We start from the raw sequence: 26,049 nt of genomic DNA, 5'->3' as shown, positions 1-26,049 counted from the left end.
TGCCTTGACGCGGCGGCAGGGGCGTACGTCAAACCGACCAAGATTTGACCAATCAAACGACCAAGAACGCCAAGGTCGTCAATCAAGGGAGAGAACCATGCGTGAAGCCGTCATCGTCTCGACAGCGCGGACTCCGATCGGGCGCGCTTATCGCGGGGCCTTCAACGACACCCAGGCCCAGCAGCTGGGCGCCCATGCGGTGAAACACGCCGTGGCCCGCGCCGGGATCGACCCGGCCGAGGTCGAGGACGTGGTCATGGGCGCGGCCCTGCAACAGGGCTCGACCAGCCAGAACGTGGCGCGCCAGATCGCGCTGGCCGCCGGCCTGCCCGCGACCGTCGCCGGCATGAGCATCGACCGTCAGTGCGCCTCGGGCCTGATGGGCATCGCCACCGCCGCGAAACAGGTGGTGTTCGACCAGATGAAGGTCGCCGTGGGCGGCGGTCTGGAATCGATCTCGCTGGTCCAGAACCAGCACATGAACCTCTACCGGATGAAGGACGAGGACCTGCTGAAGGTCTCGCCCCACATCTATATGTCGATGCTGGAAACGGCCGAGGTGGTGGCCAAACGCTATGGCATCAGCCGCGACCGCCAGGACGAGTACGCCCTGCAGTCGCAGCAGCGCACCGCCGCCGCCCAGGAAGCCGGACGGTTCGACGCCGAGATCGTGCCCATGACCGCAACCATGCAGGTGGTGGACAAGGCGACGGGTCAGGCCTCGGCCAAGGAAGTGACCCTGTCGAAGGACGAGGGCAACCGCGCCGACACGACGCTGGAAGGCCTGAAGTCGCTCAAACCCGTCTTCGGCGGCGGCGAGGAAATCCAGCAGGGCGAATACATCACGGCCGGCAATGCCTCGCAGCTGTCGGACGGCGCCTCGGCCTCGGTCGTCATGGAGGCCGGCGAGGCCGTGCGTCACGGCCTGCAACCGCTCGGCGCCTATCGGGGCATGGTAGTCGCCGGCTGCGAGCCCGACGAGATGGGCATCGGTCCGGTCTTCGCCGTGCCCAAGCTGCTGAAGCGCCACGGCCTGACCATGGACGACATTGGCATCTGGGAGCTGAACGAGGCCTTCGCCGTGCAAGTGCTCTATTGCGCCGACACCCTGGGCATTCCGATGGACCGTCTGAACGTCTCGGGCGGCGCCATCTCAATCGGCCACCCCTACGGCATGTCGGGCGCCCGGATGACCGGCCACGTCCTGATCGAAGGCAAGCGTCGCGGCGCGAAGTACGGCGTGGTGACCATGTGCATTGGCGGCGGCCAGGGCGCGGCGGGCCTGTTCGAGATCTACTGAGAACGGCCGAAAGCCGCGCCTCACGAAAAGTGGCCCGAAACGCTAGCGTTTCGGGCTGCGCGGCAGGTCTGTTCGAGATTTACTGACCCAAATGGCGTCGAGGGGTCAGTGCTCCTCGACGCCGTACTGTTCGCGCAGGTGCGCGCGCCACTTCGCGCGCAGAGCAGCGGGCCGCGCCGGATAGCGGTCCTCCAGCACCTCGGCCAGGATCACCCGGTCGGTGCGGAACATGCGGAAGTCGTCGCGGGTCTCGCACCATGCGATAACGATGCGGGTGGTCTCGCGGTAGGCGACCTGGAAGGGCCAGATGGTCCGGCGGGTCTCGGCCTCCTTTTCATCCTTGTAGTGCAGGGCGACCTTTCGCGCCGAATGGATGGCGCCGCGCATGGCGGCCATGTCCAGCGTCTCGGGCAGGACATTCCAGGTCTTGGGCGCGCCCAAGGCTGGTTCCAGCACCACCGGACGAAGCCGTTCCGGCACGGTCGCGGCGATCTTGGCGATCAGGTCGCGGGCGGCGCGGGCCAGGGCGGGGTCTCCCCTGCCCGCCACCCACTGGGCTCCCAGCACAGCCGCCTCGACCTCGTCCGAGGTCAGCATCAGGGGCGGCATGTCGAAGCCGGAATCCAGCACATAGCCGATGCCCGCCTCGCCCCGGACCGGGACGCGCTGGGCCATCAGGGCGGCGATGTCGCGATAGACGCTGCGTTTGGAGGTCTCCAGCTCGGTCGCGATGGCCTCGGCCGTCACGGGCTGGGAGCTCCGCCGGAGCAACTGAACAATCTGGAACAAACGGTCTGCGCGTCTCATCTGTGTACCGTACCGGACGACTGCTGACAGCATGCTGGCAGCAGGGTGGCGGTAGTCAATCTCCGTGGCCGGCGAGCGTGCTCGGCCGATGGGAGAGATCGATATGCTGACCCTGTTTCATGCCCCGCAGTCCCGCTCGTCGCGCTTGGTCTGGCTGATCGAGGAGCTGGGCGCCGACTGCCGCATCGAATACTGCGACATCCGCCGGATGATGACCGGCGCCGGCGCACCCGATCCTAAGAATCCGCACCCGGACGGCAAGGTCCCCGCCCTGATCCACGACGGCTCGCTGATCACGGAATCGGCGGCGGTGGCTCTGTATCTGACCGGCATGCACCCCGAGGCCGGACTGGGCTTTCCCCAGAACTCGCCGCATCGTGGGCCGCTGCTGACCTGGATCTGCTGGGCGGCGGGCGAGATGGAGCCGGCCGTCTGGGGCAAGATCACCGGCCAGACCGAGCGCGATCCCCTCGCCCTGGAACGCTATGAGGCCGCCATGGCGCGGATTCTCGAAGCGCTGTGGGTCGGGCCCTATCTGATGGGCGACCAGTTCACCGTGGCCGACGTCATGATCGGCGCCTCGATGAGCTGGGGCCGGGAGCATCTGCCGGACAGCCCCCTGATCGACGACTATCTGGCACGTATCCAGTCGCGCCCGGCCTATCTGCGCGCCATGGCGCGGGACGGGGCCGTGGTCTGCAATCAGGCAGCCTAGGCTTCAGGCGGCGTTGGCGGGTCTGTGGTGAAAGGGAGCGTCGCCGTCGTCGGCGACCTCCACCGCCTTCAGGGCGCCGACGAAGTCGTCTCGCCAGATCGAGACGTCGGTGTCCCGAACCACCTTCATCAGGGCCTTCCATTTCCGCACCCGCTCGACCAGCGGCATGGTCAGGGCCTTCTTGATGGCCTCGGCCACCTCCTCGCGGCTGAACGGATTGACCAGAAGCGCCTCGCCCATCTGCTCGGCCGCCCCGGCGAAGCGCGACAGGATCAGGACGCCCGGATCGTCCGGGTTCTGAGCGGCCACATACTCCTTGGCCACAAGGTTCATGCCGTCGCGAAGCGGCGTCACCAGCCCTACCCGCGCCGCGCGATAGATGCCGGCGAGTTGGTCGCGCCGGTATGAGCGGTTCAGGTATCGGATCGGTTGCCAATCCATGTCGGCGAACTCGCCGTTGATCCGGCCGGCCAGGGCGTCCAGCCGCGCGCGGATGTCCTGATAGGTGTCGACGTCGTCGCGGCTGATCGGCGTCACCTGGACCAGGAAGACGTCGCCGCGCATCTCGGCGTTGTCCTGCAGGAACTGTTCGTAGCCGACCATCCGTTCCTCCAGCCCCTTGGAGTAGTCGAGCCGATCGACCCCCACCATCATGGAGCGGAAGGCCGAAGAGGCCGCCATCCGGTCGTAGGTGCGGGCGCCCTCCTTGGAGTTCCGAGCGTCGAAGAAACCCTCGACGTCGATGCCGATGGGGAAGGTGCCGATCTGAACCCTGCGGTCGAAGGCCTCCAGCCCGCCGTAGCCGGCCAATTCGCCCCGCGCCTCGGAGATCACATAGTCGCGGAACAGGTCCAGCCACTCCTGCGTCTGGAACCCGATCAGGTCGTAGGCGAACAGGCTTTCGACCAACCGCCTGTGGTGCGGCAGGGTCACGAGCAACTGCCTCGCCGGCCAGGGCGTGTGCAGGAAGAAGCCGATCCGGTTGGTCACTCCCAGCCGCCTCAGATGCCAGGCGATGGGGATCAGGTGATAGTCGTGGATCCAGATCAGATCGTCCGGCTGGATCAGGGGCGCCAGAACCTCGGCGAACCGCCGGTTCACCCGCTCATAGCCCTCGCCGTAGGACCGTTCATAGGCGGTCAGGTCCACGCGGTGATGGAACAGGGGCCAGAGAGTCTTGTTGGCGTAGCCGTTGTAATATTCGTCGACGTCCTGGGCCTCGAGATCGACCAGGGAGACGGTGACCCCGGCCCGATCCTCGTATTTCAGCTCGCCCGTGAACTGTTCGACAGTTTCGCCGGACCAGCCGAACCAGAGGCCGTCATATTTCCGGAGGGCGGCGGACAGGGCCATGGCCAGACCACCGGCGGAACCGGCGGCGGGATCGGCAGGGGCGGAGACGCGATTGGACACGACGATAAGGCGAGACATGCGCCTCCAAACGCCGAAGCTTGGATTCCGCTGCAACGCAACATCGTGATCGCCGTCGGGTTGACACCCTGAAGCCTGAAATCCGTACCGAATTCAGCGAACGTCCGTCCACGAACGGCTGAGCAGGATGGCGCAGTTGATGATGCCGACCAACGAATAGGTCTGGGGGTAATTGCCCCACAGTTCGTTATCGCCGAGCGAGATGTCTTCCGAGAGCAGACCGGCGTGGGTCCGCCGCGACAGCATCTGTTCGAAAATCTCCCGCGCCTCCTCGTCCCGGCCGTTCTGGTGCAGGGCCTCGATGAACCAGAAGGTGCAGAAGTTGAACGCCGTCTCCGGCTCGCCGAAGTCGTCGGGGATGACATAGCGGAAGAGATAGGGCCCCTTCTTCAGGTCCCGTTCGATGGCGTTGAAGGTAGCGACCTGACGCGGATCCATCGGGTCGAGGAAGCCCAGATCGACCAGTTGCAGCAGCGACGCGTCCAGTTCCTCTCCGCCGAAGGAGGCGCCGAACCGGCCCTCTTCCGGGATAAAGGTTTCGGTCTCGATCCGTTTCCGGATGATCCCTGCCCGCTCGCGCCAGACCTCGGCCCGCTGCTCCAGCCCCAGATGGCTCGCCGCCTTGCCCAGACGGTCGCAGGCGGCCCAACACATGACCGAGGAGTAGGTGTGGACCCGGGCGATGGTCCGGAACTCCCACAGGCCCGCATCGACCTGGTCGTGCATGGCGAATGCCCGCTCGCCGACCTTCTCCAGCGCATAGAAGTCGTCGATGGAGCCGGGGCGCAGCAGACGCTGGTCGTAGAAGGACTGGACCAGCGGCAGGACGATCTGTCCGTAGACGTCGTGCTGCAGGTGTTCGCGCGCCTGGTTGCCGACGCGGACCGGCTTCATGCCGCGATAGCCCTCGACCGAGGTCACGATCCGCTCGTCGATGTCCTCCTCCAGCCCGACGCCATAGACGGGCTGAACGTGACCACCGGCGGAGGAGTCGACGAGGTTCCTCAGATAGACGAGATAGTTCTCCAGCATGTCCACCGCGCCCAGCCGGTTCAGGGCGCGAACGGTGTAGTAGGCGTCCCGAATCCAGCAATAGCGATAGTCCCAGTTCCGCCCGCTCTCGGGGAACTCCGGCACCGAGGTGGTCATGGCCGCGACGATGGCGCCCGTCTCCTCATAGGCGCAGAGCTTGAGCGTGATCGCCGAGCGGATCACCGCCTCCTGATAGTCCAGCGGGATGTAGAGGGTGCGGACCCAATCCTTCCAGTAGGCGACGGTGCGGTCGAGGGTCGCCGAGACGCCCGGTCCGACCTCCTGATCGTAGCCCTCGTCCGGGCCGAGGAAGAAGGCCATCGGCCGTTCCAGGCGGAACACCCGCTCGTCCAGCACATGGCTGACCGGACAGTCCGTGGTCAGGCGCAGGGTGACGTCCGTGCACAGATAGCGGATGTGATTGGAGCCGTTGGTCCGCTCCGCCGCCCGCGCGCCCCAGTCGGCGGAGGGCCTAAGCCGCACCCGGACTCGCGGGGCCCCGTCCAGCGGTCGGACCGTTCGGGCGAAGGCGAGCGGGCGATAGGTGCGGGAGTGCTTCTTGTGCCTCGGGGCGAAGTCGATGATCTCCACCGCCGCCCCGTCCTCGGCCGTCAGCACGGTCCGCAGCACAGGCGTGTTGTGGATATAGGCCTGGCTGACGTGCTTCAGCCCCTCCAGCTCGATGTCCCAAAACCCATGCTCGGGCGCATCGCCGTTCATCAGTGCCGAAAAGACCGGATCGCCGTCGACGCGGGGGGCGCAGGCCCAGACATAGCGGCCGTTCCGGTCGATCAGAGCCGAGATGGCGCAGTTGCCGATGGGGGCCAGATCAAGGTTGGGCTGGGTCACGGGCGCGCTCATCGACCGGCCTCCGCCACGGCTTCCAGCCAGTCCAGCACCTCCGGCACTCCGGCCAGACCATAGCGGGCGGCGGTCGAACGGTAAGGCCCGACCAGCACCCCGAACCCGCCCAGGGCCTCGGCGGCGCGGAACCCGGCCTCGTCCGTCAGGTCGTCGCCCAGCATCACCGGCAGGGCGCCCGCGAACGGCGGCTCGGCCATGAAGGCCGTCACGGCCCCGCCCTTGTCGGCGCCGGGCGTTCGCAGTTCCACCACCATGTGACCGGGCTGTAGGTGCAGTCCCGTCGTCCCGGCCAGATCGTGCGCGAGGCTGAGAGCCTCATCGGCGGAGGCGGGCGACTGGCGGAAATGCAGACCGGCGGAAATCCCCTTGTCCTCGACCACCACGCCCGGCCGGTCGGCGGCGAAACGTCGGAAGGAGGCCAGCACCTCGGCCAGCCCCGGCGAGGCGGCGGGTCGATCCACCGCCCCGTCGCGACGTCGCCGTTCCAGACCGTGGACGCCCGCCGCCGACAGGGCCGCCCGGTCGGCGATCCGGTCGATCTCCTTCAGCGTCCGCCCGCTGACGATCGCCATTCGCCCGTCCAGCACCGCGTCCAGCCGGGTCAGGACGGCCGTCCGCCTCGGATCGGCCACCACGGCGTCCGGCGTCGGCGCCATCGGGGCCAGCACGCCGTCCAGATCCAGGAACAGGGCCAAGGGGCGATTCACGGTCACCGGCGGCGGCGCGAGAGCTTCGAGTAGCGTTCCGGTGTCTGACGGCATGAGTATCCAGTGTGTTGGCGGCCCCGCGTCCTGAACGCGCCCATCCGGCAAAGGTTGACCGCTTTCGTACAGAACTTGCGTTACGGCCCGGCGTCACCACCTCCGGCCCTTCCCCCAGCCCCCCGGATGGGGCAATTCCGTTCCACGACAACGACAGACGCCCGCCACGCGTTCGCGCAGGCTCGGAAAGGGCGCCGTATCAGGAAGACCGATCCATGCCGCTCGACGCCCCCTCCTCTCTGCCCGACGCCGTCGGGGCCATGACGGACCGAGCGCGCGAGGTCATCCAGCTGAACATCGAGGCGCTGCAGGCGCTGGAACGGACCATCGATTCCAGCATCGCCCGCGCCTGCGACGTCATCCTGTCCCGACCCGGCTATGTCGTGGTCACCGGCATGGGCAAGTCGGGCCACATCGGCGGCAAGATCGCCGCGACCCTGGCTTCGACCGGCACCAACGCCTTCTTCGTCCACCCGGCGGAGATGAGCCACGGCGACCTGGGCATGCTGCGGGGCGACACCACCCTTCTGGCCATCTCCAACTCGGGCGAGAGCCGCGAGCTTCGCGATCCCCTGCTGTTCTGCGAGCGCAACCACATTCCGGTCATCAGCATGACCCAGCGCGGCTCGTCCTTCCTGGCCCGCCATTCGGCCGTGCCCCTGATCATGCCGAGCGTGGCCGAGGCCTGCCCCAACAATCTGGCGCCCACCACCTCGACCCTGATGACCCTGGCGCTGGGCGACGCCCTGGCCATGGTGCTGATGGACCGTCGCGGCTTCTCGGCCACCGATTTCGGCATGCACCATCCCGGCGGGTCGCTTGGCATGAGCCTTCAGAGCGTGCGCGAGTGGATGGGCGACAACCATGCCCCGCCCCCGACCCTGCCGATGGACGCCGCCTTCGCCGACGTCGTCGCCCGCATCACCGAGGGCCGCAAGGGCGCGGTCGCCGTGCTGGACGCCGACGGGACCCTGGCCGGCATGATCACCGACGGCGACATCCGCCGCGCCTTCGCTCAGGACATCAGCAGCATCACCGCCGCCGACATCATGAGCCGCTCGCCGATCACCGTCTCTCCGGATCAGCGGATGAGCGACGTCGTGGACCTGCTGACGGCCAACAAGATCTCGAACCTGTTCGTGGTCCGGGACGGCCGCCCGGTCGCCATCGTCCACATCGCCGAACTGATGCAGGCGGGTTACGTCTCCTGACGGCGGGGTCACTGGCGGTTGACCCCTGCCGGGCAAGGGTCTACCCCGCAACCTAGCCGCGCGACGCCCTGCGCCGGTCCGGAAAAACCACTCCGAAGGCTGGATTTGGATACGTCGCCTGATGTCGCCGAGCGATCGGTACGCTCTGATGTTGCTAGCGTTTTGGTGAACGATACGCCCGCGTCGCCCGCCGCGACGGCGGCGGCGAAGCCGCGCGCCACCATCTGCATCGACGGGTTCAACATCGCCCTGGCCAAGGGGTCGGGCATCGCCACCTATGGCCGCAACCTTCTGACCGCCATCAACCAGCTCGGCATGGACGGTCAGGTTCTGTACGGCCCCGCCGCCAAACGCTCGTCGAACAACGTCGTCAACGAGACGGCCCTGGTCGACGCGGACCGGCCCGGCAAGAAGATGAAGCGGTTCGACCGCTTCAAGAAGACCTTCACCAGCCGGTTCGGTCGGACCGTGTGGCCGATCACGCCCTCGGGCGAGGTCGTCTGGCCTAGCCGGGGCGGCGGACGCCCCCAGGCCAGCGCCTTCTGGGCCGCCCAGGACCTGTTCCAGATCGGCAACCGCTCCTTCGACGCCTACCGCAAGGAGACGCCGGTCGTCTTCGACGTGGGCGAGGTCAAGAAGCCCGACGCCATGCACTGGACGGCGACCCTGCCGCTCTACGCGCGGGACGTGCCGAACATCTACACGATCCACGACCTGATCCCGCTGCGCCTGCCGCACACGACGCTGGACGACAAGGCGACCTACATGGCCCTTTGCAAGGCCATCGCCCGCCGCGCCGACCATATCGCCGTGGTGTCGGAGACGACGCGCCAGGACGTGATCCGGCTTCTGGGCGTGTCCGAGGATCGGGTCACCAACACCTATCAGGCCGTCAACCTGCCCGAGGCCCTGACCAGCCGCAGCCAGTCCGATGTGACCATCGAGCTGGAGGGCGTCTTCAATCTGGGCTGGAAGGACTATTTCCTCCACTTCGGCGCCATCGAGCCGAAGAAGAACCTCGGACGGATCGTGGAAGCCTATCTGGCCTCGGGTCTGGAAACGCCCCTGGTCATCGTCGGCGGTCGCGCCTGGCTGGACGAGGGCGAGACGGCCCTGCTGAACCAGGTGATGAAGGACGGCGGTCCGAGCGCCCAGCGCATCCGCCGCTACGAGTTCATGCCCTTCTCCCTGCTGATCAGCCTGATCCGGGGCGCCAAGGCCACCCTGTTCCCGTCGCTGTACGAAGGCTTCGGCCTGCCGGTGCTGGAATCCATGGCCCTGTCGACCGCCGTCCTGACCTCGACCGGCGGCTCCCTGCCGGAAGTCGCGGGCGACGCGGCGATCAGCGTCGATCCCTACGACGTCCAGGCCATGACGCGAGGCCTGCGCGCTCTGGACGCCGACGAGGCCCTGCGCGACGACCTCGTTCGTCGCGGCCTGGTCCAGGCGGCGAAATTCTCGGGCGAGGCCTATCAGGGACGACTGGCGGAGATGTACGGCCGGCTCGGCCTGTCGTGACCCGATCGGTTCTCTTCGACGCCAGCCGGCTGCTGACGCGGGTCGAGCGAACCGCCCCGACCGGGGTCGATCGGGTCTGTCTGGCCTATACGGAGTGGCTGCTGTCCCTGCCGGACGTCCGCGTGACCCCCGTTCGGGTCCGCAACGACCAGCTGGTCGCGGTGGACGAGGTCTGGTTCCGCGACTGCGTGAAGAAGCTGCGCTCGCGCTGGACCGGGGCCTTCTTCGAACGCTCCCTGACCGACGACGAGATGCGGTTGATGACCGCCCTCAGCAGCGACGTGAAGCCTGTGGAATCCGTCATCGGCAAGCCGCCCGCCGATCCGGCCCGGACGCCCGGACGCCGCCGGCGGGTCTGGAAACAGCTGTTCCGGTCCCAGTGGATCCAGAAGCTTCCCGACAGCACCCTGTATTTCAACGTCGGTCACACGGGCCTGGGCGACGCCCGCATCCTGACCGAGCTGCGCGATCGCGGCATCGAGCGGATCGTCTTCCTGCACGACCTGATCCCGATCACCCACCCGGAGTTCTGCCGCCCCGGCGACGCCGACAAACACCGCGAGCGGGTCTTGAACACCCTGCACACCGCTTCGCGGATCGTCGTCAACTCGCAATACACGGCCGATGAGCTGGCCGCCTTCGCCGCCCGCGAGGGGGTGGAGGCGCCGCCGATCCACGCCGTGCATCTGGGGCTAGAGCCGACCTTCCTGACGCCCCTGACCGCCGCGACGCCGCGTCCCTACTTCGTCCACATCGGTACGATCGAGGCGCGCAAGAACCTGGCCTTCCTGCTGACCCTGTGGCGGCGTTTGCACGAGCGGATGGGCGACGCCGCCCCCCAGCTGGTTCTGGTCGGTCGCTACGGCTGGGAGAACGAGGCGGTGCTGGACCATCTGGAGCGTTCGCCCGCCCTGCGGGGTCTGGTGCATCAGGCCGCCGACCTTCCGGATTCCGCGCTCGCCACCCTGATGGCCAGCGCGCGGGCCCTGGTGGCGCCCTCGTCGGTGGAAGGGTTCGACCTTCCGGCGGTGGAGGCTTCGGCGCTCGGCGTGCCCCTGATCGCCTCCGACATCCCCGTCCACCGCGAGCTCGTGCCCAACGCCCAGCTGATCGATCCGCTGGACGGAATGGGCTGGCTGGACGCGCTGGAGAGGGCCACACGCCATCCGCCCAAGGCCGCCCCTTTCACTGCCCCGACCTGGGACGCGCATTTCGCCGAGGTCGGCAAACACGTCGGTCTGGGCGGCTAGAGGTTCGCCCTGAGCCGCCCGCGACACTTGCGCTGGCGCAGCCGCCCAAAGGCCGGTAATCACGCCCTGTATTGCTGAGTTCGGACACCATGACGCGATCCATCCTGGCCCTCATCCTCGTCGCCGTTCTCGGCGGCTGCTCGACCCTGCCGAGAGACGGGCCGTCGGGCCGTGCGATCGAGCGGGGCGCGGCCCAGGGCGTCGACGGCGCCGACTACGCCATCGTCGATCTGGACTACGGCGTCGCCGAGCGGATCAAGAGCGTGCCGGGCAATCCCCTGGGCTCCATCGCCGCCGCCTCCAGCAGCGCCGCGATCGACACCATCGGCATCGGCGACCAGCTGATCATCGCCATCTACGAACCCAGCGGCTCGCTGTTCGGGGGCGGGAGCTCCTCCTCCTCCACCGTGCGCTCGGGCAACCAGGCCCTGCCGCCGGCGACCGTGGACCGCACGGGCTCGGTCTCCGTGCCCTTCGCCGGCTCGGTGCGCGTCGCGGGCCTGACGACCACCGAGGCGGGCGGCGCCATCCAGCGCGCCCTGCGCGGTCGGGTCGGCAACCCCCAGGTCACCGTCGCCCTGGGCGACAACCTCTCCAACACCGTCACCGTGCTGGGCGAGGTCAAGGATCCGGGCCGTGCGCCCCTGTCGGTCAACGGCGACACCATCCTGGACGCCATCGCCTCCGTCGGCGGCGCGGCCCGCCCGACCGAGGACATTCAGGTCCAGATCCGTCGCGGCTCCCAGACCTATTCGGCCCCCCTCTCGGCCGTCACCACCGACTTCGCCGAGAACATCCGGCTGGAGCGCGGCGACCAGATCAATCTGACCTATGTGCCGCGCCGCTTCCGCACCTTCGGGGCGCTGGGCACGGTCTCGGAAGAAGACATGCCGGCCGGCCAGCTCAGCCTGTCGGGCGCGCTCAGCCGCTCGGGCGGTCTGGACGACAACTCCGCCAGCGCCCGTTCGGTCCTGGTCTTCCGCTTCGAGCGGCCCGAGGTGGCCCAGGCCCTGGGCCTGACCCAGGCGCCGACGATCCGGGGCGTGCCGGTGGTCTATCGCCTGAACCTGGAACAGGCCTCGGGCTTCTTCACGGCCAACACCTTCGTGATCCAGCCCGACGACACCATCTATGTGCCGCGCGCGACCTCGGCGGAGCTGCGGAAATTCTTCGAGTTCGTCCAGCAGATCACCCGCGTGGTCTACGACATCTCCGTCACGAACACCCTGAACCGCTAAGGTCCTCGGATGTGGCGGGATCTGCTCTCCGGGCGTCGACGCTATCGCGGCGGGCGCTCGGAGATCGCGATCGCGGCCGACGTCTGGGAGCGGGCCGGTCAGGCCTCGATGGCGACCCTGCCCGTCGTGGCCAAGGTCGAGAAACTGGCCTTCAAAGTCTATGGCGAGTTCGGCCTGCCGACCCAGCCGGGCCACTATCGGCGAGGACCCGACGATGACGCCTGGAGCTATCTGGGCGAGCATGTGAGCGCGGAGGCCCGCTGGGCCATGATCCTGGAGCGGCCGCCTGAGGCCGGGTGGCGCTATGCGACGCTGGAGGATCTGGGCCGCTATCCCAACGCCCCGACGGAGCTGAAGGCGGCGGCGAACCTTCTGGCCACCTGTCGGCATCTGAAGAACCGCCTCGCGGGTCGGGAGCCGGGCAATGCGGGCGAGGACATCCAGACCGCCATCCGGCTGGGGGTCGACTGGCGCGAGTTGCAGGACCTTCTGTCCTGGCGCGAGTCCGCCACGCTGAAGCTGACGACGCCGTCGGACGCCCTGCCCCTGCCGGAACCCGAAGCGGCGCCGCCCGAGAAGCCCAAGACGGCGAAGAAGCCCCGCGCGCCGCGGAAGAAGAAGGCCGCCTAGGCGGCGGCCTGCCCTTCCGACATCGCCTCGGCCAGCAGTTCCAGCGACCGCATACGCGCGGCGTGGTCCCAGATCTGGCTGGTGATCATCAGCTCGTCGGCGCCGGTCTGGGCAACGAAGGCGTCGATGGCCGCGCGGACCGTGGAGGGCGAGCCGACGGCGGAACAGGCCAGGGCCTGGGCGATCATGGCCCGTTCGCCGTCGCCGAGGCGTTCCGCATAGCCCTCGACCGGCGGCGGCAGTTTGCCGGGACGTCCGGTGCGGAGGTTCACGAAGGCCTGCTGGACCGAGGAGAACAGGCGCCGCGCCGCCTCGTCGGTCTCGGCGGCGAAGACGTTGTAACCCAGCATCACATAGGGCTTGGCCAGCTTCTCCGACGGCCGGAAGGTCTCGCGATAGATGCGGATGGCCGACATCATCTCCGACGGGGCGAAATGGCTGGCGAAGGCATAGGGCAGGCCCAGATGAGCGGCCAGCTGCGCCCCGAAGGTCGAGGAGCCCAGGATCCAGATCGGTACATCCTGGCCCTCGCCCGGATTGGCGCGGATGCGCTGGCCCTCGGCGGCCGGTTCGAACCAGGCCATCAACTCCATCACGTCCTGGGGGAAGGCGTCGACGTCGCCCTGGAGCGTCCGACGCAGCGCCCGCGCCGTCGCCTGATCCGACCCCGGCGCGCGGCCGAGGCCCAGGTCGATGCGGCCTGGATGGAGGGCGTTCAAGGTCCCGAACTGTTCGGCGATCACGAGCGGGGCGTGGTTGGGCAGCATCACCCCGCCGGCGCCGACGCGGATGGTCTTGGTCGCCCCCGCCACGGCCCCGATCACCACCGAGGTGGCCGCCGAGGCGATGCCGGCCATGTTGTGATGCTCGGCCAGCCAGTAGCGGTGATACCCCAGCCGTTCGGCGTGCCGCGCCAGGTCGAGGGTGTTGGCCAGGGCCCGGGAAACCTCGGAGCCCTCAGGCACCGGCGCGAGATCGAGAACAGAGAGTATTGCCATTCCCCGCATATGGGGTCGGCGGTCGCACTCGCAATCGGCGGAAGCTCCGACTTTCGTCCGTTTCGTCATGACGCGGAACGCCGTGACGAAACGGACGAAACGGACGAAACCAGACCTGGCCGCGACCCTTTCGCGACCCTTGGCGACGATTATACGCCAGCTTCCAGCTTGGGCAGGTTCAGAGCCCGAAACGGGGCGCAAAGCCCCGCCGCCACGACAAACCGGGCGCCAGAAACAATCTTGTCCTTGACGTTCCGGGCGGCCCGAAAGTGGGGATCAGGCGGCGTTGGCCGCCTTGTCCTTGCTCTTGGAGGCCTGGGCCTCGTCGTGCGCCTTCATGCCCTGGGCAATCAGTTCGGCGGCCTCACCGGCGTCGCCCCAGCGCTTCACGGTCACCGACTTGTTCTTCTCCAGATCCTTGTAGCGGGTGAAGAAGTGCTCGATCTGCTCGATCAGGATGACCGGCAGCTGACGATAGCTGGCGATGTCGGTGTAGTAGGGGTTCAGCTTGTCGACCGGCACGGCCAGGATCTTGTCGTCGCCGCCGGCCTCGTCTTCCATCATCAGGACGCCGATCGGACGGCAGCGGATGACGCAGCCCGGCACCACCGGCGAGGGGTTCAGAACCATCACGTCGCAGGGGTCGCCGTCGTCCGCCAGGGTGTGCGGCACGAAGCCGTAGTTGCCCGGATAATACATGGCGGTGTGCAGGAAGCGGTCGACGAACAGGGCGCCGGAATCCTTGTCCATCTCGTATTTCACCGGCAGGCCCCCTTGCGGGATCTCGATGATCACGTTCAGGTCCCACGGCGGGTTCGGACCGACGGGAATGGCGTCGATGTTCATGGTCGGCTCGCGTTGTGCGTCTGCGAAAGGAGGCTGGGCGTGATAGTCCTCCTGACGCCGGACGGCAAGCGCGACAGAAGTCGACGAGAGCCGACGAAGGGAGATAACGAACGCTCATGACCTGGATCGACTGGCTGGGCCTCGGGCTCTTCTTCCTGTGCTGGCTGGGCTACGATCCGCTGCTGAAGCTGATCGCCCACCGTTCGGGCTCGCTGAACACCGACATGCTGAGCGTCCGGCACGCCTGGATGACGGCCATGACGCATCGGGAGCTGAGGCTGCTGGACAGCCAGCTTCTGGGCCATTCGATCAATTCCGGCTCCTTCTTCGCCTCGTCCAACCTGCTGCTGATCGCCGGCGTGGCGGGCATCCTGTTCGGCGGGGATCAAGCGCTGAGGGGGTTCGCCGCCGTCGGCGCCGAGGCGGTGCCGATCAAGCTGCTGGAGGCCAAGCTGGGTTTGATCCTGCTGTGCCTGGCGCGCGGCCTGCTCGATTTCATCTGGTCGATCCGCCAGATGAACTACGCCCTGGCCCTGATCGGGGCGGCGCCCGAGATCCACTCCGAGGCCGACAAGATCGCCTTCGGCGAGGCGACGGCCAATGTGCTGAACCCGGCCCTGGCCGCCTTCAGCCAGGGGGTGCGCGGCTATTACTTCGCCCTGGCGGCCGCGTCGTGGCTGTTCGGGCCTGTGTGGCTGTGCGCCGGGGTCATTTCGGCCTTCGCGCTTCTGGTCTGGCGCCAGTCGGGGTCGCCGGCGGCGCGGGCGATCCGGACCGCCCGTCGGCTGCTGGAGGTCGAACGCGAGCGCGGAGCTTGACCATTTCGCACTGCAACATACACAGCAGAGCTGGACTGCGCACGAAACGTGTCCTGAAAACGATTACATCAAGGCAGACCGCACGCTGATACCGGTAACAGAGCGTGATCACTGATCATAAAAGCCTGCTTGACGCTTTGTGCGCTGCAACCTAGATTGACCTTCGACGCCTCCGGGCGTCTTGCCCTTCCTGGGCGTTTCCTCCCTATAGACTTTCATGCCGCGCCCTCGGGCGCGGCTTTTTTTCGCACTGAAGCCCGGCGGGCATTCAGCGCGACCAGGTCTCCGAGGACAGTCCCGCGATCACCCGATCCAGAGCCTTGGCGAACCGCCCGTAGTCGGCGGACGGCTCCAGCCTCGCCTCGTTCAGATAGAGGGCCCGGTTCAGCTCCACCTGCACGGACTGGAACCCCTCGTCGGGCCTGCCCCATCGTTCGGTCGAATAGCCGCCCGCATAGGGGGCGTTCAGCCCGACCCGCCAGCCCTGCGCCTCGAACAGGGCCCGCACCCGCCGCATCGTCGCGCCGCGGCAGGACGAGCCGTGCCGGTCGCCCAGCACCACATCGACGCCCCGCCGGTTCCTGCCCACGCCCGTGGCCCTGGAGGGCATCGAGTGCCAGTCGATCAGGAGGGCCAGCCCATGTCGCGCCTTCGCCGCCTGCATCAGGTCGCTGAGCGCCTCGTGATAGGGAACATGCACCCGCGCCAGCCGGGTTTCAGCCTCCTCCAGGGACAGCCGGCGGTCATAGAGGGCCTGACCGTCCCCGGCGCGACGGGGGATCACGCCGAAGCCGGCCGTCACCTTGGCCGTCGGCGCGCCCTCGACCTCTCCGTCGATCAGGACGGGGTCCAGTTCGCCCGGCGCCCGGTTCAGGTCGACATAGGCCCGAGACACCGTCCCGGCGAGGATCGGCACGCCCCGCGCCGGAGCCCCCGCGATCAGCCGGTCCACCCCCACGTCCTCCGCGCTGCGAAGGGTCGCGACGCTGAGCCCGGCCGTCTCGGCCATGTCGGCGGGCCGCCACGTCCCGGAATGGGGCGAGGCGAAGACCATGGCTCCCGCCTCGCCGTCCGCCGGGGTCAGGGCGAAGGCGGCGGGCGTCTCGGGCAAAGGCGAACTGGCGTCGAACGGCGGCGTCATAACCCCGGAATAGGGCCAGTCGAACGAAAGCGCGACGCGGATTTTCAGCCGGACCCGAGGCTTGTCCACCGCCCCCGACCCGCCCGAGCGGTGAATTTCATCGCCGGTTTACCGTTCCCGGATTAGCTTCAGGGCTCGAAACGGGGGACTTCCACGCATGGCGCGCATTCTGCTGGCCGAAGACGACGCATCGCTCAGGGGCTTTCTGACGCGGGCGCTGGAACGCGCGGGCCACCAGGTCATCGACTGCGAGAACGGCGACGACGCGATCGACGCCCTCGAACACGGCCCCTACGACCTGCTGCTGACCGACATCGTCATGCCCGGCGCCGACGGCATCGAGGTGGCGCGCGTCGCCGCCGCCCGCCAGCCGGGCCTTCGCATCATGTTCATCACCGGCTTCGCCGCCGTGGCCCTGTCGGCGGCCCAGGCCAGCCCCCAGGCCAAGGTCCTGTCCAAGCCCGTCCACCTGCGCGACCTCGTCAGCGAGGTCGAGAAGATGGTCGCCGCCGCGTAGGCGTTCGACGATCAACGTTGCTGCAATTCACCCTTGCGGCGGCCGAGGAGGCTGGTTATAGACGCCTCCTTCCCGTTCCGGAGCAGTCCGGAACCGTCTTGGCGGATGCGTAGCTCAGCGGGAGAGCACTTCGTTGACATCGAAGGGGTCACAGGTTCAATCCCTGTCGCGTCCACCATTTTCCTTGCAGTCAGCCGCCACGCCAACCCTGACTGCCGGCTTCGGTTCGAGGCGAAGCCTCTCTCCTCCGCCTTTCTCCTCCATCCCTAGACACTGACCCAAACCCCTCGCGGGTCGTTTTCGCGCGCCCGCACCGGCTCGTCGCGGGTCTCTGCGCGACCCCAAAGACAATCCTGGGTTATGATTTACACCATTTAGAGATGAATGTTCACCAGGATCATCTCATGGAGATGTTCGCACGCCGCCACCTGAAGGCCCGCCGCCAGGGCTCCGCCGCCGTCGAGTTCGCGCTCGTGGGGCCGCTGATGGTCGTCATGCTGATGGGGATGGTGGTCTATGGCGGCTGGATGTGGCTGGCGCAGTCGGTCCAGACCCTGGCGACGGAAAGCGCGCGGGCGGCGATCGGGGGGCTGGATGCGGCCGAGCGGATCAGCATCGCGCAGGCCTTCGTCGATGCGGAGGCGCAAAGGGGGGCGGGGCTGACGCGCGATCACCTGACCGTTCTGGTCGAAAGCGACGCCCAGGCCATCCGGGTGAGGATCGCCTTCGACGCCCGCGATCATCCGGTCATGGCCATGGCCGGCCTTCTGCCCGCCCCGCCCTCGACGATCGAGCGGACGGCCGTCGTGCGGACCGGCGGATACTGACATGCGCCGGCGCGATCTCGCGGCGGACGAGCGAGGCGGCGTCGCCGTCCTGGCGGCCGCGGCCGGGGGACTGTTCTGCGTCCTGGCCGCCATCGTCGTCGATCTGGGCTCTCTGGCCCTGGACGGGCGGACGCTGCAAGGCGCGGCGGATTTGGCCGCCCTGTCGGCCGCGACCGATCTGACCCGCGCCCAGCTGGCGGCCGAGGCGACGGCCCAGGCCAATCTCGGCCTCGTCACGACCCGGGCCGTGACCGGCCTCTATGTCGCCGACCCCAGGGTCGCGCCGCACGACCGGTTCGCTCCGGCCGCCTCAGGGCCCAACGCCGTGCGGGTGACCCTGTCCCAGACCTCGCCCCTGGTCTTCGGTAAATGGATCCTGGGCAAGGACGCCGTCGTCCTGACCCGGTCGGCGACGGCGGCCAGGACGGTCGAGCCGCCGCGCGCCCTGTTCTCCATCGGATCGAGGCTGGCGGCGCTGGACGGGGGCGTGGCCAACAGTTTGCTCAGCGGACTGACCGGATCGACCGTCTCGCTCAGCGTCATGGACTACAACCGGCTGGCCGATGCGAAGGTGAACCTGCTGGGCTTCACCGAGGCCCTGGCGACGGAGTTGGGGGTGAAGGCCGGGGACTATGACGCCCTCCTGGCGCGTCAGGTCGATGCGGGCACGGCCCTGCGCGTGCTGCGGGACCTGGCCGGGGATCAGGCGGATTCGACCCTGTCCAAGCTGATCGGCCCGGCCGCGCGGGCGACCTTGCGGGTCGGCGATCTGATCGGCGCGGAGGCCGATGCGGGCAAGGGGCTGGCCACGGGTCTGGACGCCTCCGTCTCGGTGCTGGACCTCGTCATGGCCCTGCTGGAGACCGGGGGCGAGCGTCAGGTCGCCCTCGATCTGGGGGCGAAGCCGAGGCTGGCAGCGCTGAACGTCTCCCTGGCCATCGGCGAGCGCCCGAACAGATCGCCCTGGATCACCGTGACCGGGACCGGGTCGCCCATCGTCCGCACGGCCCAGGCGAGGCTGTATGTAAAGACGCGCACGGCCCAGGCCCTGTCCGGCCTCGCCCAGGTCAACCTGCCGGTCCTGATCGAACTGGCCTCGTCGGAGGCCCGGCTGGACGCCATCGACTGCCGGTCGGGCGCGGTCACCCTGGGCGTCCGGCCCGGCCTGGCGTCTGCCAAGATCGGCGAGATCGAGGAGAACCGGCTGGGCGATTTCAAACGCGCCTTGACCCCGACGCCCGCGACCCTTCTGTCCGTGCTCGGCGTCGTCCGCCTGACCGGCAAGGCGGATGTGGAGATCGCCGACACGGGCTTTCGCGCCGTCCGGTTCAGCGCCGCCGAGATCGCCGACCGGAGACTGAAGACCGCCACCTCTTCCAGTCTGGCGACCGGCCTGATCACCACCCTGATCCAGAGGCTGGACGTCACCGTCCATGTGCTGGGTCTGGGCCTGGGGCTCGGCGGCATCGTTCAGGCCCTGGGCGCTCTTCTGGCTCCGCTCGGCCCGGTGCTGGACGGGGCGATCCATCCTTTGCTTGACATGCTGGGGCTGAAGCTCGGCCAGGCCGATGTCCGCGTCCATGGCGTGACCTGCCCCAGGGCCGAAGAGTCGCGGCCGGTTCTGGTCGGCTGACCTTGAGGCCGCTCGGGAACCGTCCGATACAGCTCCGCATGACCGATCCGACGACAGCGCCCGCCCCCGCCGCCGACATGACCTATGCCCGCTATCTGGATCTGGACCGGCTGCTGGCCGCCCAGAGCCCGGTCACGGACCAGCATGACGAGATGCTGTTCGTCATCATCCACCAGACCAAGGAGCTGTGGCTCAAACAGATCCTGCACGAGGTCGCCCTGGCCCAGTCACTGGTCCGCGCCGGCGATCTGGTCCCGGCCTACAAGAGCCTGGCGCGCGTCAGCCGCATCCAGTCGGTCATGACCCAGAGCTGGGACATCCTGGCCACCATGACGCCGGCCGACTATCTGCGTTTCCGCTACGGGCTGGGCTCCTCCTCCGGCTTCCAGAGCGATCAGTTCCGCCGGTTCGAGACCATGCTCGGCCTGAAGGACGCGAAGTTCCTGTCATTCCAGGAGGACCGCCCGGCCGCTCATGCCGCCCTGTCCGAGGCCCTGGCCGCCCCCAGCCTCTATGACGACGCGCTGGCCCAGATGGCCAAGACCGGCCTGCCCATCCCGGCCGAGGTCCTGAACCGCGACGTCAGCCAGCCCTATGAGCCGTCCGAGGCCGTCGAGGCCGCCTGGCTGGAGGTCTATCGCGACACCGAGCGCTGGTGGCCCTTCTATCAACTGGCCGAGAAGCTGGTCGATCTGGACGACGCCCTCCTGACCTGGCGACACAAGCATGTGGTGACGGTGGAGCGGATCATCGGTCGCCGTCGCGGCACGGGCGGCACGGACGGCGTCGGCTATCTGTCCTCGACCCTGGCGCGGCGCTGCTTCCCCGAGCTTTGGTCGCTCCGCACGAAGCTATAGATGCCGAGGTTGAACTGGACGGGCCTCACGCCCGCCCGCTATCACGCAGACTGACACCGGTTTCCGCACCCTGCGAGTTCGCATGCCCCATCCCCTGCGCCTGAACCCCGACCGCCTGTTCCCGTCCGATCCTGCGACGCGGGACGTGGCGCGGCGTCTCTATGCAGAGATCAAGGACCTGCCGATCGTCAGCCCGCACGGCCACACCGATCCGTCCTGGTTCGCCGAGAACCAGAACTGGGCCAACCCGGCCGAACTGCTGATCACGCCGGACCACTATGTCTTCCGCATGCTGTTCAGCCAGGGCGTGGCGCTGGAGGACCTGGGCGTCCCCCGCGCCGACGGCGGCCCGGTCGAGGCCGATCCGCGCAAGATCTGGCGTCTGTTCGCAGAGCGCTATCACCTGTTCCGCGGCACCCCTTCCCGGATGTGGCACGACTGGGTCTATTCGGAGGTGTTCGGCATCGACGTCCGCCTCTCGGCCGAGACGGCGGACCACTACTACGACATCATCGACGCGGCCCTGAAGACCGAGGCCTTCAAGCCCCGCGCCCTGTTCGAGCGCTACAATATCGAGGTCATCGCCACGACCGAGAGCCCGCTCGATCCGCTGGAGCATCACGCCGCGATCAAGGCCTCGGGCTGGACCGGCAAGGTGGTCACCGCCTATCGCCCCGACCCGGTGCTGGACCCGGACTTCGAAGGCTTCCACGACAACCTCGTCCAGTTCGGCGCGATCACGGGCGAGGACGTCTCGACCTGGGAGGGCTATCTGGCCGCGCACAGGAAGCGTCGCGCCTATTTCGCCTCCTACGGCGCGACCTCGACCGACCACGGCCACCCGACCGCCTTCACGGCCAACCTCAGCCAGGCCGACGCCGCCGCCCTCTATCAGAAGGTCGCCACCGGTCCGGTCTCGGCCAAGGAGGCCGAGCTATTCCGGGGCCAGATGCTGACCGAGATGGCGCGGATGAGCGTCGCCGACGGCCTGACCATGCAGATCCACCCCGGCTCGTCGCGCAACCACAACGAGGTCGTCTTCCAGAAGTTCGGCCGCGACAAGGGCGCCGACATCCCGACCCAGACCAACTATGTCGCCGACCTGAAGCCCCTCTTGGACGCCTTCGGCTCGCATCCCGGCCTGACCATCATCCTCTTCACCCTGGATGAGACCAGCTACAGCCGCGAACTGGCGCCGCTCGCCGGTCACTATCCGGCCCTGCGTCTTGGCCCGCCCTGGTGGTTCCACGATTCGCCGGAGGGCATGCGCCGCTTCCGCGAGCAGATCACCGAGACGGCCGGCTTCTACAACACCGTCGGCTTCAACGACGACACCCGCGCCTTCCTGTCGATCCCGGCCCGGCATGACGTGGCCCGTCGCATGGACTGCTGCTGGCTGGCCCAGCTGGTCGTCGAGCACCGGATCGAGGAGGACGAGGCCCACGAACTGGCCCGCGCCCTGACCTATGATCTGGTCAAGGCGGCCTACAAGCTGTGACCCGCCTGTCGAACGCCGCCCTCGCCGACCTTCCCGCCGAGGTCGAACGTCCCGGATACGACCGCGCCGTCGTCAAGACCGGCGTGGTCCATCTGGGAATCGGCGCCTTTCACCGGGCGCACCAGGCGGTGGTGTTCGACGACGCCCTGCGCTCCGGCGACCTGCGCTGGGGCATCCTCGGGGTGTCCCTGCGTTCGCCCGGCGTCCGCGATCAGCTGAACCCCCAGGACGGTCTCTATTCCGTCGTCGTCCGCGACGGCGTCGCCGACCGCACCCGCATCATCGGCGCGGTCCAGGGCGTTCTGGTCGCGCCGGAAGACCCGGCCGCCGTCGTCGCCGCCATGGCCTCGCCCGACGTCCACATCGTCTCCCTGACGGTGACGGAGAAGGGGTATCGCCTCGACCCGGCCTCGGGCGGTCTCCTGACCGACGACGCGGACGTGGCCGCCGATCTCGCCGACCTGTCGAAGCCGCGCACCGCGCCCGGCTTCCTCGTCGCCGCCCTGGCCGAGCGCCGCCGCCAGGGTCTGCCCCCCTTCACCGTCGTCTCCTGCGACAACCTCCCGCACAACGGCGCCCGCGTGCGTTCGGCGGTTCTCGCGATGGCCGAGGCCCACGACCCGGCCATGGCCGAATGGATCGCGACCGAGGCCGCCTTTCCCCAGACCATGGTCGACCGCATCGTCCCGGCCACGATGCCCGACGACATCGCCGCGCAGGCCGCCACGCTCGGCGTCCGTGACGAGGGCATGGTCAAGACCGAACCCTTCACCCAGTGGGTGGTCGAGGATCACTTCGCCGGCCCCCGCCCGGATTTCGCGGCGCTGGGCGTTCAGCTGACCGCCGAGGTCGCGCCCTGGGAGGACGCCAAGCTGCGCCTCCTGAACGGCGCCCACTCCTCCATCGCCTATCTGGGCGGTCTGGCGGGCCACGCGTTCGTGCATCAGGTCGTCGCCGTCCCCGCCTTCAAGGCCTTCGTCGAACGGCTGTGGGACGAGGCCGAGACCACCCTGAACCCGCCGCCCGGGCTCGACATTCCGGCCTACCGCGCCGACCTGATGGCCCGCTTCTCCAATCCGTCGCTGCAGCACCGCACGCGCCAGATCGCCATGGACGGCTCCCAGAAACTGCCCCAGCGTCTGCTCGCCTCCATCGCCGCCCGCCTCGACGCCGACCAGCCCATCGAGGCCCTGGCGCGCGGCGTCGCCGGCTGGATCCGCTGGCAGGGCGGCGTCACCGAGACCGGCGAGACCTACACCGTGGACGACCCCATGGCGGCCCGTCTCGCCGAGGTTCTGTCCGGCGCGACCACCGCCGAGGACAAGGTCCGCGCCGTCTCCGGCCTGTCGGAAATCGTCTCGCCGCGTCTGGCCAACGATGACCGGTTCATCGCCGCCGTCGTGCGCGGGATGGGCGACTGAGCGCAGGCCGTCTCAGGTCGCCGTGGCCAGCCGCAGGGCGCGAACGGCGGCGACCGAGACCACCGAGGCATGGTCCTCGTCCGGGAAGACCTCCACACGGATCCGGCCAGGCAGCCGGGCGGAGAGCCGGGCACCCAGATCCTCCACGGCGTCGACCATCCGCCGCCGGTTGCGCCGCTCGTCAGCAGGCGCGTCGTTCTGCTCGCGCCGCCCCACGGCCAGGAGGACGCCCGCCGGCGTCTCTTGGAGACCGGCCACGCCCTCCAGCAGCCGTTCCGGGTTCCACCAGATCGACGGGCTGACGGCGGCGTAGGCGGCGAAGGCGTCGGGACGTCGGGTCAAGACGTCCAGCGCGAAATAGCCGGCCAGCGAATGGCCCATCAGACTGATGCGCGCCGGATCCACGCGGACCTGCCCCGCCGCGAGCGGGATCGCCTCGTCCAGCAGGAAGGCCAGAAAGGCCTCGGCGCCGCCCGTCTCGAACCGACCCGCGTCCTCGGCCAGCAGCGGCGGGCCGGGCGTGAAGTCGCGGTGACGCTGGGCCGTGTCGTACATTTCGGTGTGGCCCGGCCCCACGCCGACGATCACCATGGGCTCGACGCCGGTGACCTCGCTGCGATGGCTCAGCCGCCGCTCGGTCTCGGCCACGGTGGGAAACAGGGCGCCGCCGTCCAGCACCAGTAGCATCGGAAACCCGGCCTCGGGCGGCGCGCCCTTCGGCACGGACAGCGACAGCCGATAGGCGTGGCCGTTGGCCGCCGCCGTCACGAGACGCGTCGTCGCGCGGGGCAGGACGAAGGGCGACCAGGACTGCGGCGAAAGGCTCATGCCCCAGCGTAGCAGGCCAGGCTTTGCTGGTGTATTGCGATGCGTTCTCAACAGCGGGTTTTCGTTTGCCGCCCTCCTCGCCTTCCTTCGCGTCGACGACCGACGTGCTCGATGCCTACCGAAGGCTGAACCTGCGGCGGGCGATGATCCTCGCGGGCCTCTTGGTGCTGTGCATCGCCGCCTTCCTGCTGGACCTGGTGACGGGGCCGTCGTCCATGGCGGCGGGGCAGGTGATGCGCGGCCTGTTCGATCCCGGCAGCCTGACCGCGCCGCAAGCCGCCATCGTCTGGCAGGTGCGCCTGCCCTATGCGGTCATGGCGGTTCTGGTCGGCGCCTCCCTGTCCCTGGCGGGGGCGGAGATGCAGACCATCCTGAACAACTCCCTGGCCAGCCCCTTCACCCTGGGCGTCTCGTCGGCGGCGGCCTTCGGGGCGGCCCTGGCGATCGTCTTCGCGGCGGGCGTGCCCTTCGTGCCGCGCGACTGGCTGATCCCGATCAACGCCTTCGTCTTCGCGTTCGGGTCGGTGTTGCTGCTGCAGGTCATGGCGCGGACGCGGGGCGCGGGGGTGGAGACGGTCGTCCTGTTCGGCATCGCGCTCACGTTCGCCTTCAACGCCCTGATCGCCCTGATCCAGTTTGTGGCCTCACAGGAGGCGCTGCAGCAGATGGTGTTCTGGAGCATGGGGTCCCTGTCCCGCGCCACCTGGGCCAATGTGGGCGTGGCGGCCGTGGTCCTGGCCCTGATGACGCCGCTGTCGATGCTGGCGGCGCGGGGCATGACGGCGCTCCGGCTGGGCGAGGACCGGGCGCGCAGTTTCGGCGTCGATGTGGCGCGGCTCAGGTTCACCTCATTGCTGAGGGTCAGCCTGCTGGCGGGAACTTCGGTGGCCTTCGTGGGGACCATCGGCTTCATCGGACTGGTGGGGCCGCATATCGCGCGGCTCCTGCTGGGCGAGGATCACCGCTATCTGCTGCCGGCCAGCATGATGTCGGGCGCCCTCATCATGTCCCTGTCGTCGGCGGCGTCGAAGGCCATCGTGCCCGGCGTGACCATGCCCATCGGGGTGGTGACGGCCGTGGTCGGGGTGCCGGTCTTCCTGTTGCTGATCTTCCGCAACGGAGCGCGCGGATGAGCGCCGGGCTGAGCATCGAGGGGCTGAAGGCCGGATATCGTGGACGGCCGGTGGTGCATGACCTGTCGCTGAGCGGGATCGCGCCGGGCGAGGTGGTGTCGCTGATCGGACCCAATGGCGCGGGCAAGAGCACCCTGTTGCGGGCGCTCGCGGGGCTGCACTCGGCCGAGGGGACCGTGTCGTTGGGCGATCTGACCCTGAGCGGGATGTCGCTGGCGGAGCGGGCGCGGTCGGTGACCTACATGCCCCAGACCTTGCCGCAAGGCGTGGCCCTGACGGTGCTGGAGACCCTGGTCAGCGCCCTTCGCGCCGCGCCGGTCGAGGGCCAGGTCGGGGACGATGCGGCCGTGGCGCTCGACGTGCTGGAGAGGCTGGGCCTGCGCGATCTGGCGATGCAGAGGCTGGACCAACTGTCGGGCGGGCAGCGTCAGCTGGCGTCCCTGGCCCAGGCGGTCGTTCGCGGCCCGCGCCTTCTCCTGCTCGACGAACCGACCAGCGCGCTGGACCTGCATCACCAGCTGCGGGTGCTGAACCTGGTGCGTGAACTGGCCATCGAGCGGCGGATGATCGTCATCATGGTTCTGCACGACCTGCAGGCGGCGGCGCGGGCGTCGGACCGGGTGACGGTGCTGTCGAACGGACGCGTCGTGGCCGACGGGACGCCGGAACAGGCGATCACGCCGACGATCCTGGCCGAGGTCTATCATGTGCGGGCGCGCGTCGAACGCTGCGCCCTGAACACGCTTCAGGTGATCGTCGACGACGTCATCTGACG

General features: G+C 68.5%; 24 protein-coding genes and 1 tRNA gene. 17 read left to right on the top strand and 8 right to left on the bottom strand.

Features of this window, described 5'->3' with window-relative positions; translation table 11 throughout:
• The first annotated feature begins 97 nt into the window (after positions 1–97).
• A complete protein-coding gene (locus ACETK8_RS04165) occupies positions 98–1,300 on the top strand; it encodes an acetyl-CoA C-acyltransferase (protein WP_374038258.1) in 1,203 nt (400 codons plus the stop codon).
• 105 nt (positions 1,301–1,405) lie between these two features.
• On the opposite strand, the gene ACETK8_RS04160 is transcribed toward ACETK8_RS04165, so the two are convergent.
• Complete coding sequence (locus ACETK8_RS04160; protein ID WP_374038257.1) at positions 1,406–2,107, bottom strand: helix-turn-helix transcriptional regulator; 702 nt, start codon at positions 2,105–2,107, stop codon at positions 1,406–1,408.
• Between the two features lie 103 nt (positions 2,108–2,210).
• Here ACETK8_RS04160 and ACETK8_RS04155 point away from each other — a divergent pair, with 103 nt between their 5' ends.
• A complete protein-coding gene (locus ACETK8_RS04155; protein ID WP_374038256.1) occupies positions 2,211–2,822 on the top strand; it encodes a glutathione S-transferase family protein in 612 nt (203 codons plus the stop codon).
• A 3-nt stretch (positions 2,823–2,825) separates the two neighbouring features.
• On the opposite strand, the gene ACETK8_RS04150 is transcribed toward ACETK8_RS04155, so the two are convergent.
• The 3 genes from ACETK8_RS04150 to otsB all read right to left on the bottom strand — a co-directional run bounded on the left by ACETK8_RS04150 (position 2,826) and on the right by otsB (position 6,910).
• Entirely contained in the window at positions 2,826–4,253 is a 1,428-nt protein-coding gene (locus ACETK8_RS04150) for an alpha,alpha-trehalose-phosphate synthase (UDP-forming) (protein WP_374038255.1), read from the bottom strand.
• A gap of 93 nt (positions 4,254–4,346) precedes the next feature.
• The gene (locus tag ACETK8_RS04145; RefSeq protein WP_374038254.1) at positions 4,347–6,146 is read right to left on the bottom strand and encodes a glycoside hydrolase family 15 protein; all 1,800 of its coding nucleotides are present in this window, start codon (positions 6,144–6,146) and stop codon (positions 4,347–4,349) included.
• On the bottom strand, positions 6,143–6,910 hold the full coding sequence (gene otsB / locus ACETK8_RS04140) for a trehalose-phosphatase (RefSeq protein ID WP_374038253.1): 768 nt from the start codon (positions 6,908–6,910) through the stop codon (positions 6,143–6,145). Before otsB ends, ACETK8_RS04145 begins: the two co-directional genes overlap by 4 nt.
• Before the next feature lie 215 nt (positions 6,911–7,125).
• Here otsB and ACETK8_RS04135 point away from each other — a divergent pair, with 215 nt between their 5' ends.
• From ACETK8_RS04135 to ACETK8_RS04115, 5 genes are all read left to right on the top strand, one after another.
• Positions 7,126–8,121, top strand: coding sequence for a KpsF/GutQ family sugar-phosphate isomerase (locus ACETK8_RS04135; RefSeq protein ID WP_374038252.1), 996 nt, complete (start codon positions 7,126–7,128; stop codon positions 8,119–8,121).
• A gap of 165 nt (positions 8,122–8,286) precedes the next feature.
• Positions 8,287–9,639 (top strand): glycosyltransferase family 4 protein, encoded by a 1,353-nt coding sequence (locus tag ACETK8_RS04130; RefSeq protein ID WP_374038251.1) that lies wholly within the window; start codon positions 8,287–8,289, stop codon positions 9,637–9,639.
• Entirely contained in the window at positions 9,636–10,889 is a 1,254-nt protein-coding gene (locus ACETK8_RS04125; RefSeq protein ID WP_374038250.1) for a glycosyltransferase family 4 protein, read from the top strand. Before ACETK8_RS04130 ends, ACETK8_RS04125 begins: the two co-directional genes overlap by 4 nt.
• Positions 10,890–10,978: 89 nt before the next feature.
• Complete coding sequence (locus ACETK8_RS04120; protein ID WP_374038249.1) at positions 10,979–12,127, top strand: polysaccharide biosynthesis/export family protein; 1,149 nt, start codon at positions 10,979–10,981, stop codon at positions 12,125–12,127.
• 9 nt (positions 12,128–12,136) lie between these two features.
• Positions 12,137–12,757 carry a hypothetical protein gene (locus ACETK8_RS04115; RefSeq protein ID WP_374038247.1) on the top strand — a complete coding sequence of 207 codons (621 nt, stop codon included), beginning with the start codon at positions 12,137–12,139 and terminating at the stop codon, positions 12,755–12,757.
• Here ACETK8_RS04115 and ACETK8_RS04110 read toward each other — a convergent pair.
• On the bottom strand, positions 12,754–13,755 hold the full coding sequence (locus tag ACETK8_RS04110) for an LLM class flavin-dependent oxidoreductase (protein ID WP_374038246.1): 1,002 nt from the start codon (positions 13,753–13,755) through the stop codon (positions 12,754–12,756). The two genes, ACETK8_RS04115 and ACETK8_RS04110, sit on opposite strands and share 4 nt — an antisense overlap.
• 276 nt (positions 13,756–14,031) lie before the next feature.
• The gene (gene ppa / locus ACETK8_RS04105; protein WP_374038245.1) at positions 14,032–14,601 is read right to left on the bottom strand and encodes an inorganic diphosphatase; all 570 of its coding nucleotides are present in this window, start codon (positions 14,599–14,601) and stop codon (positions 14,032–14,034) included.
• Between the two features lie 116 nt (positions 14,602–14,717).
• Here ppa and ACETK8_RS04100 point away from each other — a divergent pair, with 116 nt between their 5' ends.
• Positions 14,718–15,419: a DUF599 domain-containing protein gene (locus ACETK8_RS04100; protein ID WP_374038244.1), complete on the top strand. Its 702-nt coding sequence runs from the start codon at positions 14,718–14,720 to the stop codon at positions 15,417–15,419.
• A 268-nt stretch (positions 15,420–15,687) separates the two neighbouring features.
• Here ACETK8_RS04100 and ACETK8_RS04095 read toward each other — a convergent pair whose 3' ends face one another.
• Positions 15,688–16,629: an N-formylglutamate amidohydrolase gene (locus ACETK8_RS04095; protein WP_374038243.1), complete on the bottom strand. Its 942-nt coding sequence runs from the start codon at positions 16,627–16,629 to the stop codon at positions 15,688–15,690.
• Between the two features lie 88 nt (positions 16,630–16,717).
• Here ACETK8_RS04095 and cpdR point away from each other — a divergent pair, with 88 nt between their 5' ends.
• From cpdR to ACETK8_RS04060, 7 genes are all read left to right on the top strand, one after another.
• The gene (gene cpdR, locus ACETK8_RS04090; RefSeq protein ID WP_374038242.1) at positions 16,718–17,077 is read left to right on the top strand and encodes a cell cycle two-component system response regulator CpdR; all 360 of its coding nucleotides are present in this window, start codon (positions 16,718–16,720) and stop codon (positions 17,075–17,077) included.
• A gap of 103 nt (positions 17,078–17,180) precedes the next feature.
• A tRNA-Val gene (locus ACETK8_RS04085) sits at positions 17,181–17,255 on the top strand.
• Positions 17,256–17,481: 226 nt separating this feature from the next.
• Complete coding sequence (locus ACETK8_RS04080; RefSeq protein ID WP_374038241.1) at positions 17,482–17,904, top strand: TadE/TadG family type IV pilus assembly protein; 423 nt, start codon at positions 17,482–17,484, stop codon at positions 17,902–17,904.
• A gap of 1 nt (position 17,905) precedes the next feature.
• Entirely contained in the window at positions 17,906–19,537 is a 1,632-nt protein-coding gene (locus ACETK8_RS04075) for a TadG family pilus assembly protein (RefSeq protein ID WP_374038240.1), read from the top strand.
• A 38-nt stretch (positions 19,538–19,575) separates the two neighbouring features.
• On the top strand, positions 19,576–20,394 hold the full coding sequence (locus tag ACETK8_RS04070) for a tryptophan 2,3-dioxygenase (RefSeq protein WP_374038239.1): 819 nt from the start codon (positions 19,576–19,578) through the stop codon (positions 20,392–20,394).
• Between the two features lie 82 nt (positions 20,395–20,476).
• Positions 20,477–21,892 (top strand): glucuronate isomerase, encoded by a 1,416-nt coding sequence (gene uxaC, locus ACETK8_RS04065; RefSeq protein ID WP_374038238.1) that lies wholly within the window; start codon positions 20,477–20,479, stop codon positions 21,890–21,892.
• Positions 21,889–23,313, top strand: coding sequence for a mannitol dehydrogenase family protein (locus ACETK8_RS04060; RefSeq protein ID WP_374038237.1), 1,425 nt, complete (start codon positions 21,889–21,891; stop codon positions 23,311–23,313). The genes uxaC and ACETK8_RS04060 overlap by 4 nt, the downstream gene beginning before the upstream one ends.
• Positions 23,314–23,325: 12 nt before the next feature.
• Here ACETK8_RS04060 and ACETK8_RS04055 read toward each other — a convergent pair whose 3' ends face one another.
• Positions 23,326–24,141, bottom strand: coding sequence for an alpha/beta hydrolase (locus tag ACETK8_RS04055; RefSeq protein WP_374038236.1), 816 nt, complete (start codon positions 24,139–24,141; stop codon positions 23,326–23,328).
• Between the two features lie 104 nt (positions 24,142–24,245).
• Between ACETK8_RS04055 and ACETK8_RS04050 the strand changes: the two genes are divergently transcribed.
• Together ACETK8_RS04050 and ACETK8_RS04045 are read left to right on the top strand one after the other, a co-directional pair.
• Entirely contained in the window at positions 24,246–25,274 is a 1,029-nt protein-coding gene (locus ACETK8_RS04050) for a FecCD family ABC transporter permease (protein WP_374038235.1), read from the top strand.
• Positions 25,271–26,047 (top strand): ABC transporter ATP-binding protein, encoded by a 777-nt coding sequence (locus ACETK8_RS04045; RefSeq protein WP_374038234.1) that lies wholly within the window; start codon positions 25,271–25,273, stop codon positions 26,045–26,047. The genes ACETK8_RS04050 and ACETK8_RS04045 overlap by 4 nt, the downstream gene beginning before the upstream one ends.
• The last annotated feature ends 2 nt before the right edge of the window (positions 26,048–26,049 follow it).

This window comes from Brevundimonas staleyi (assembly GCF_041893865.1).
Taxonomy (GTDB): Bacteria; Pseudomonadota; Alphaproteobacteria; order Caulobacterales; family Caulobacteraceae; genus Brevundimonas; species Brevundimonas staleyi.
The sequence above is the reverse complement of the archived record's forward strand: the minus strand, read 5'-3'. Positions and strand labels throughout refer to the sequence as shown.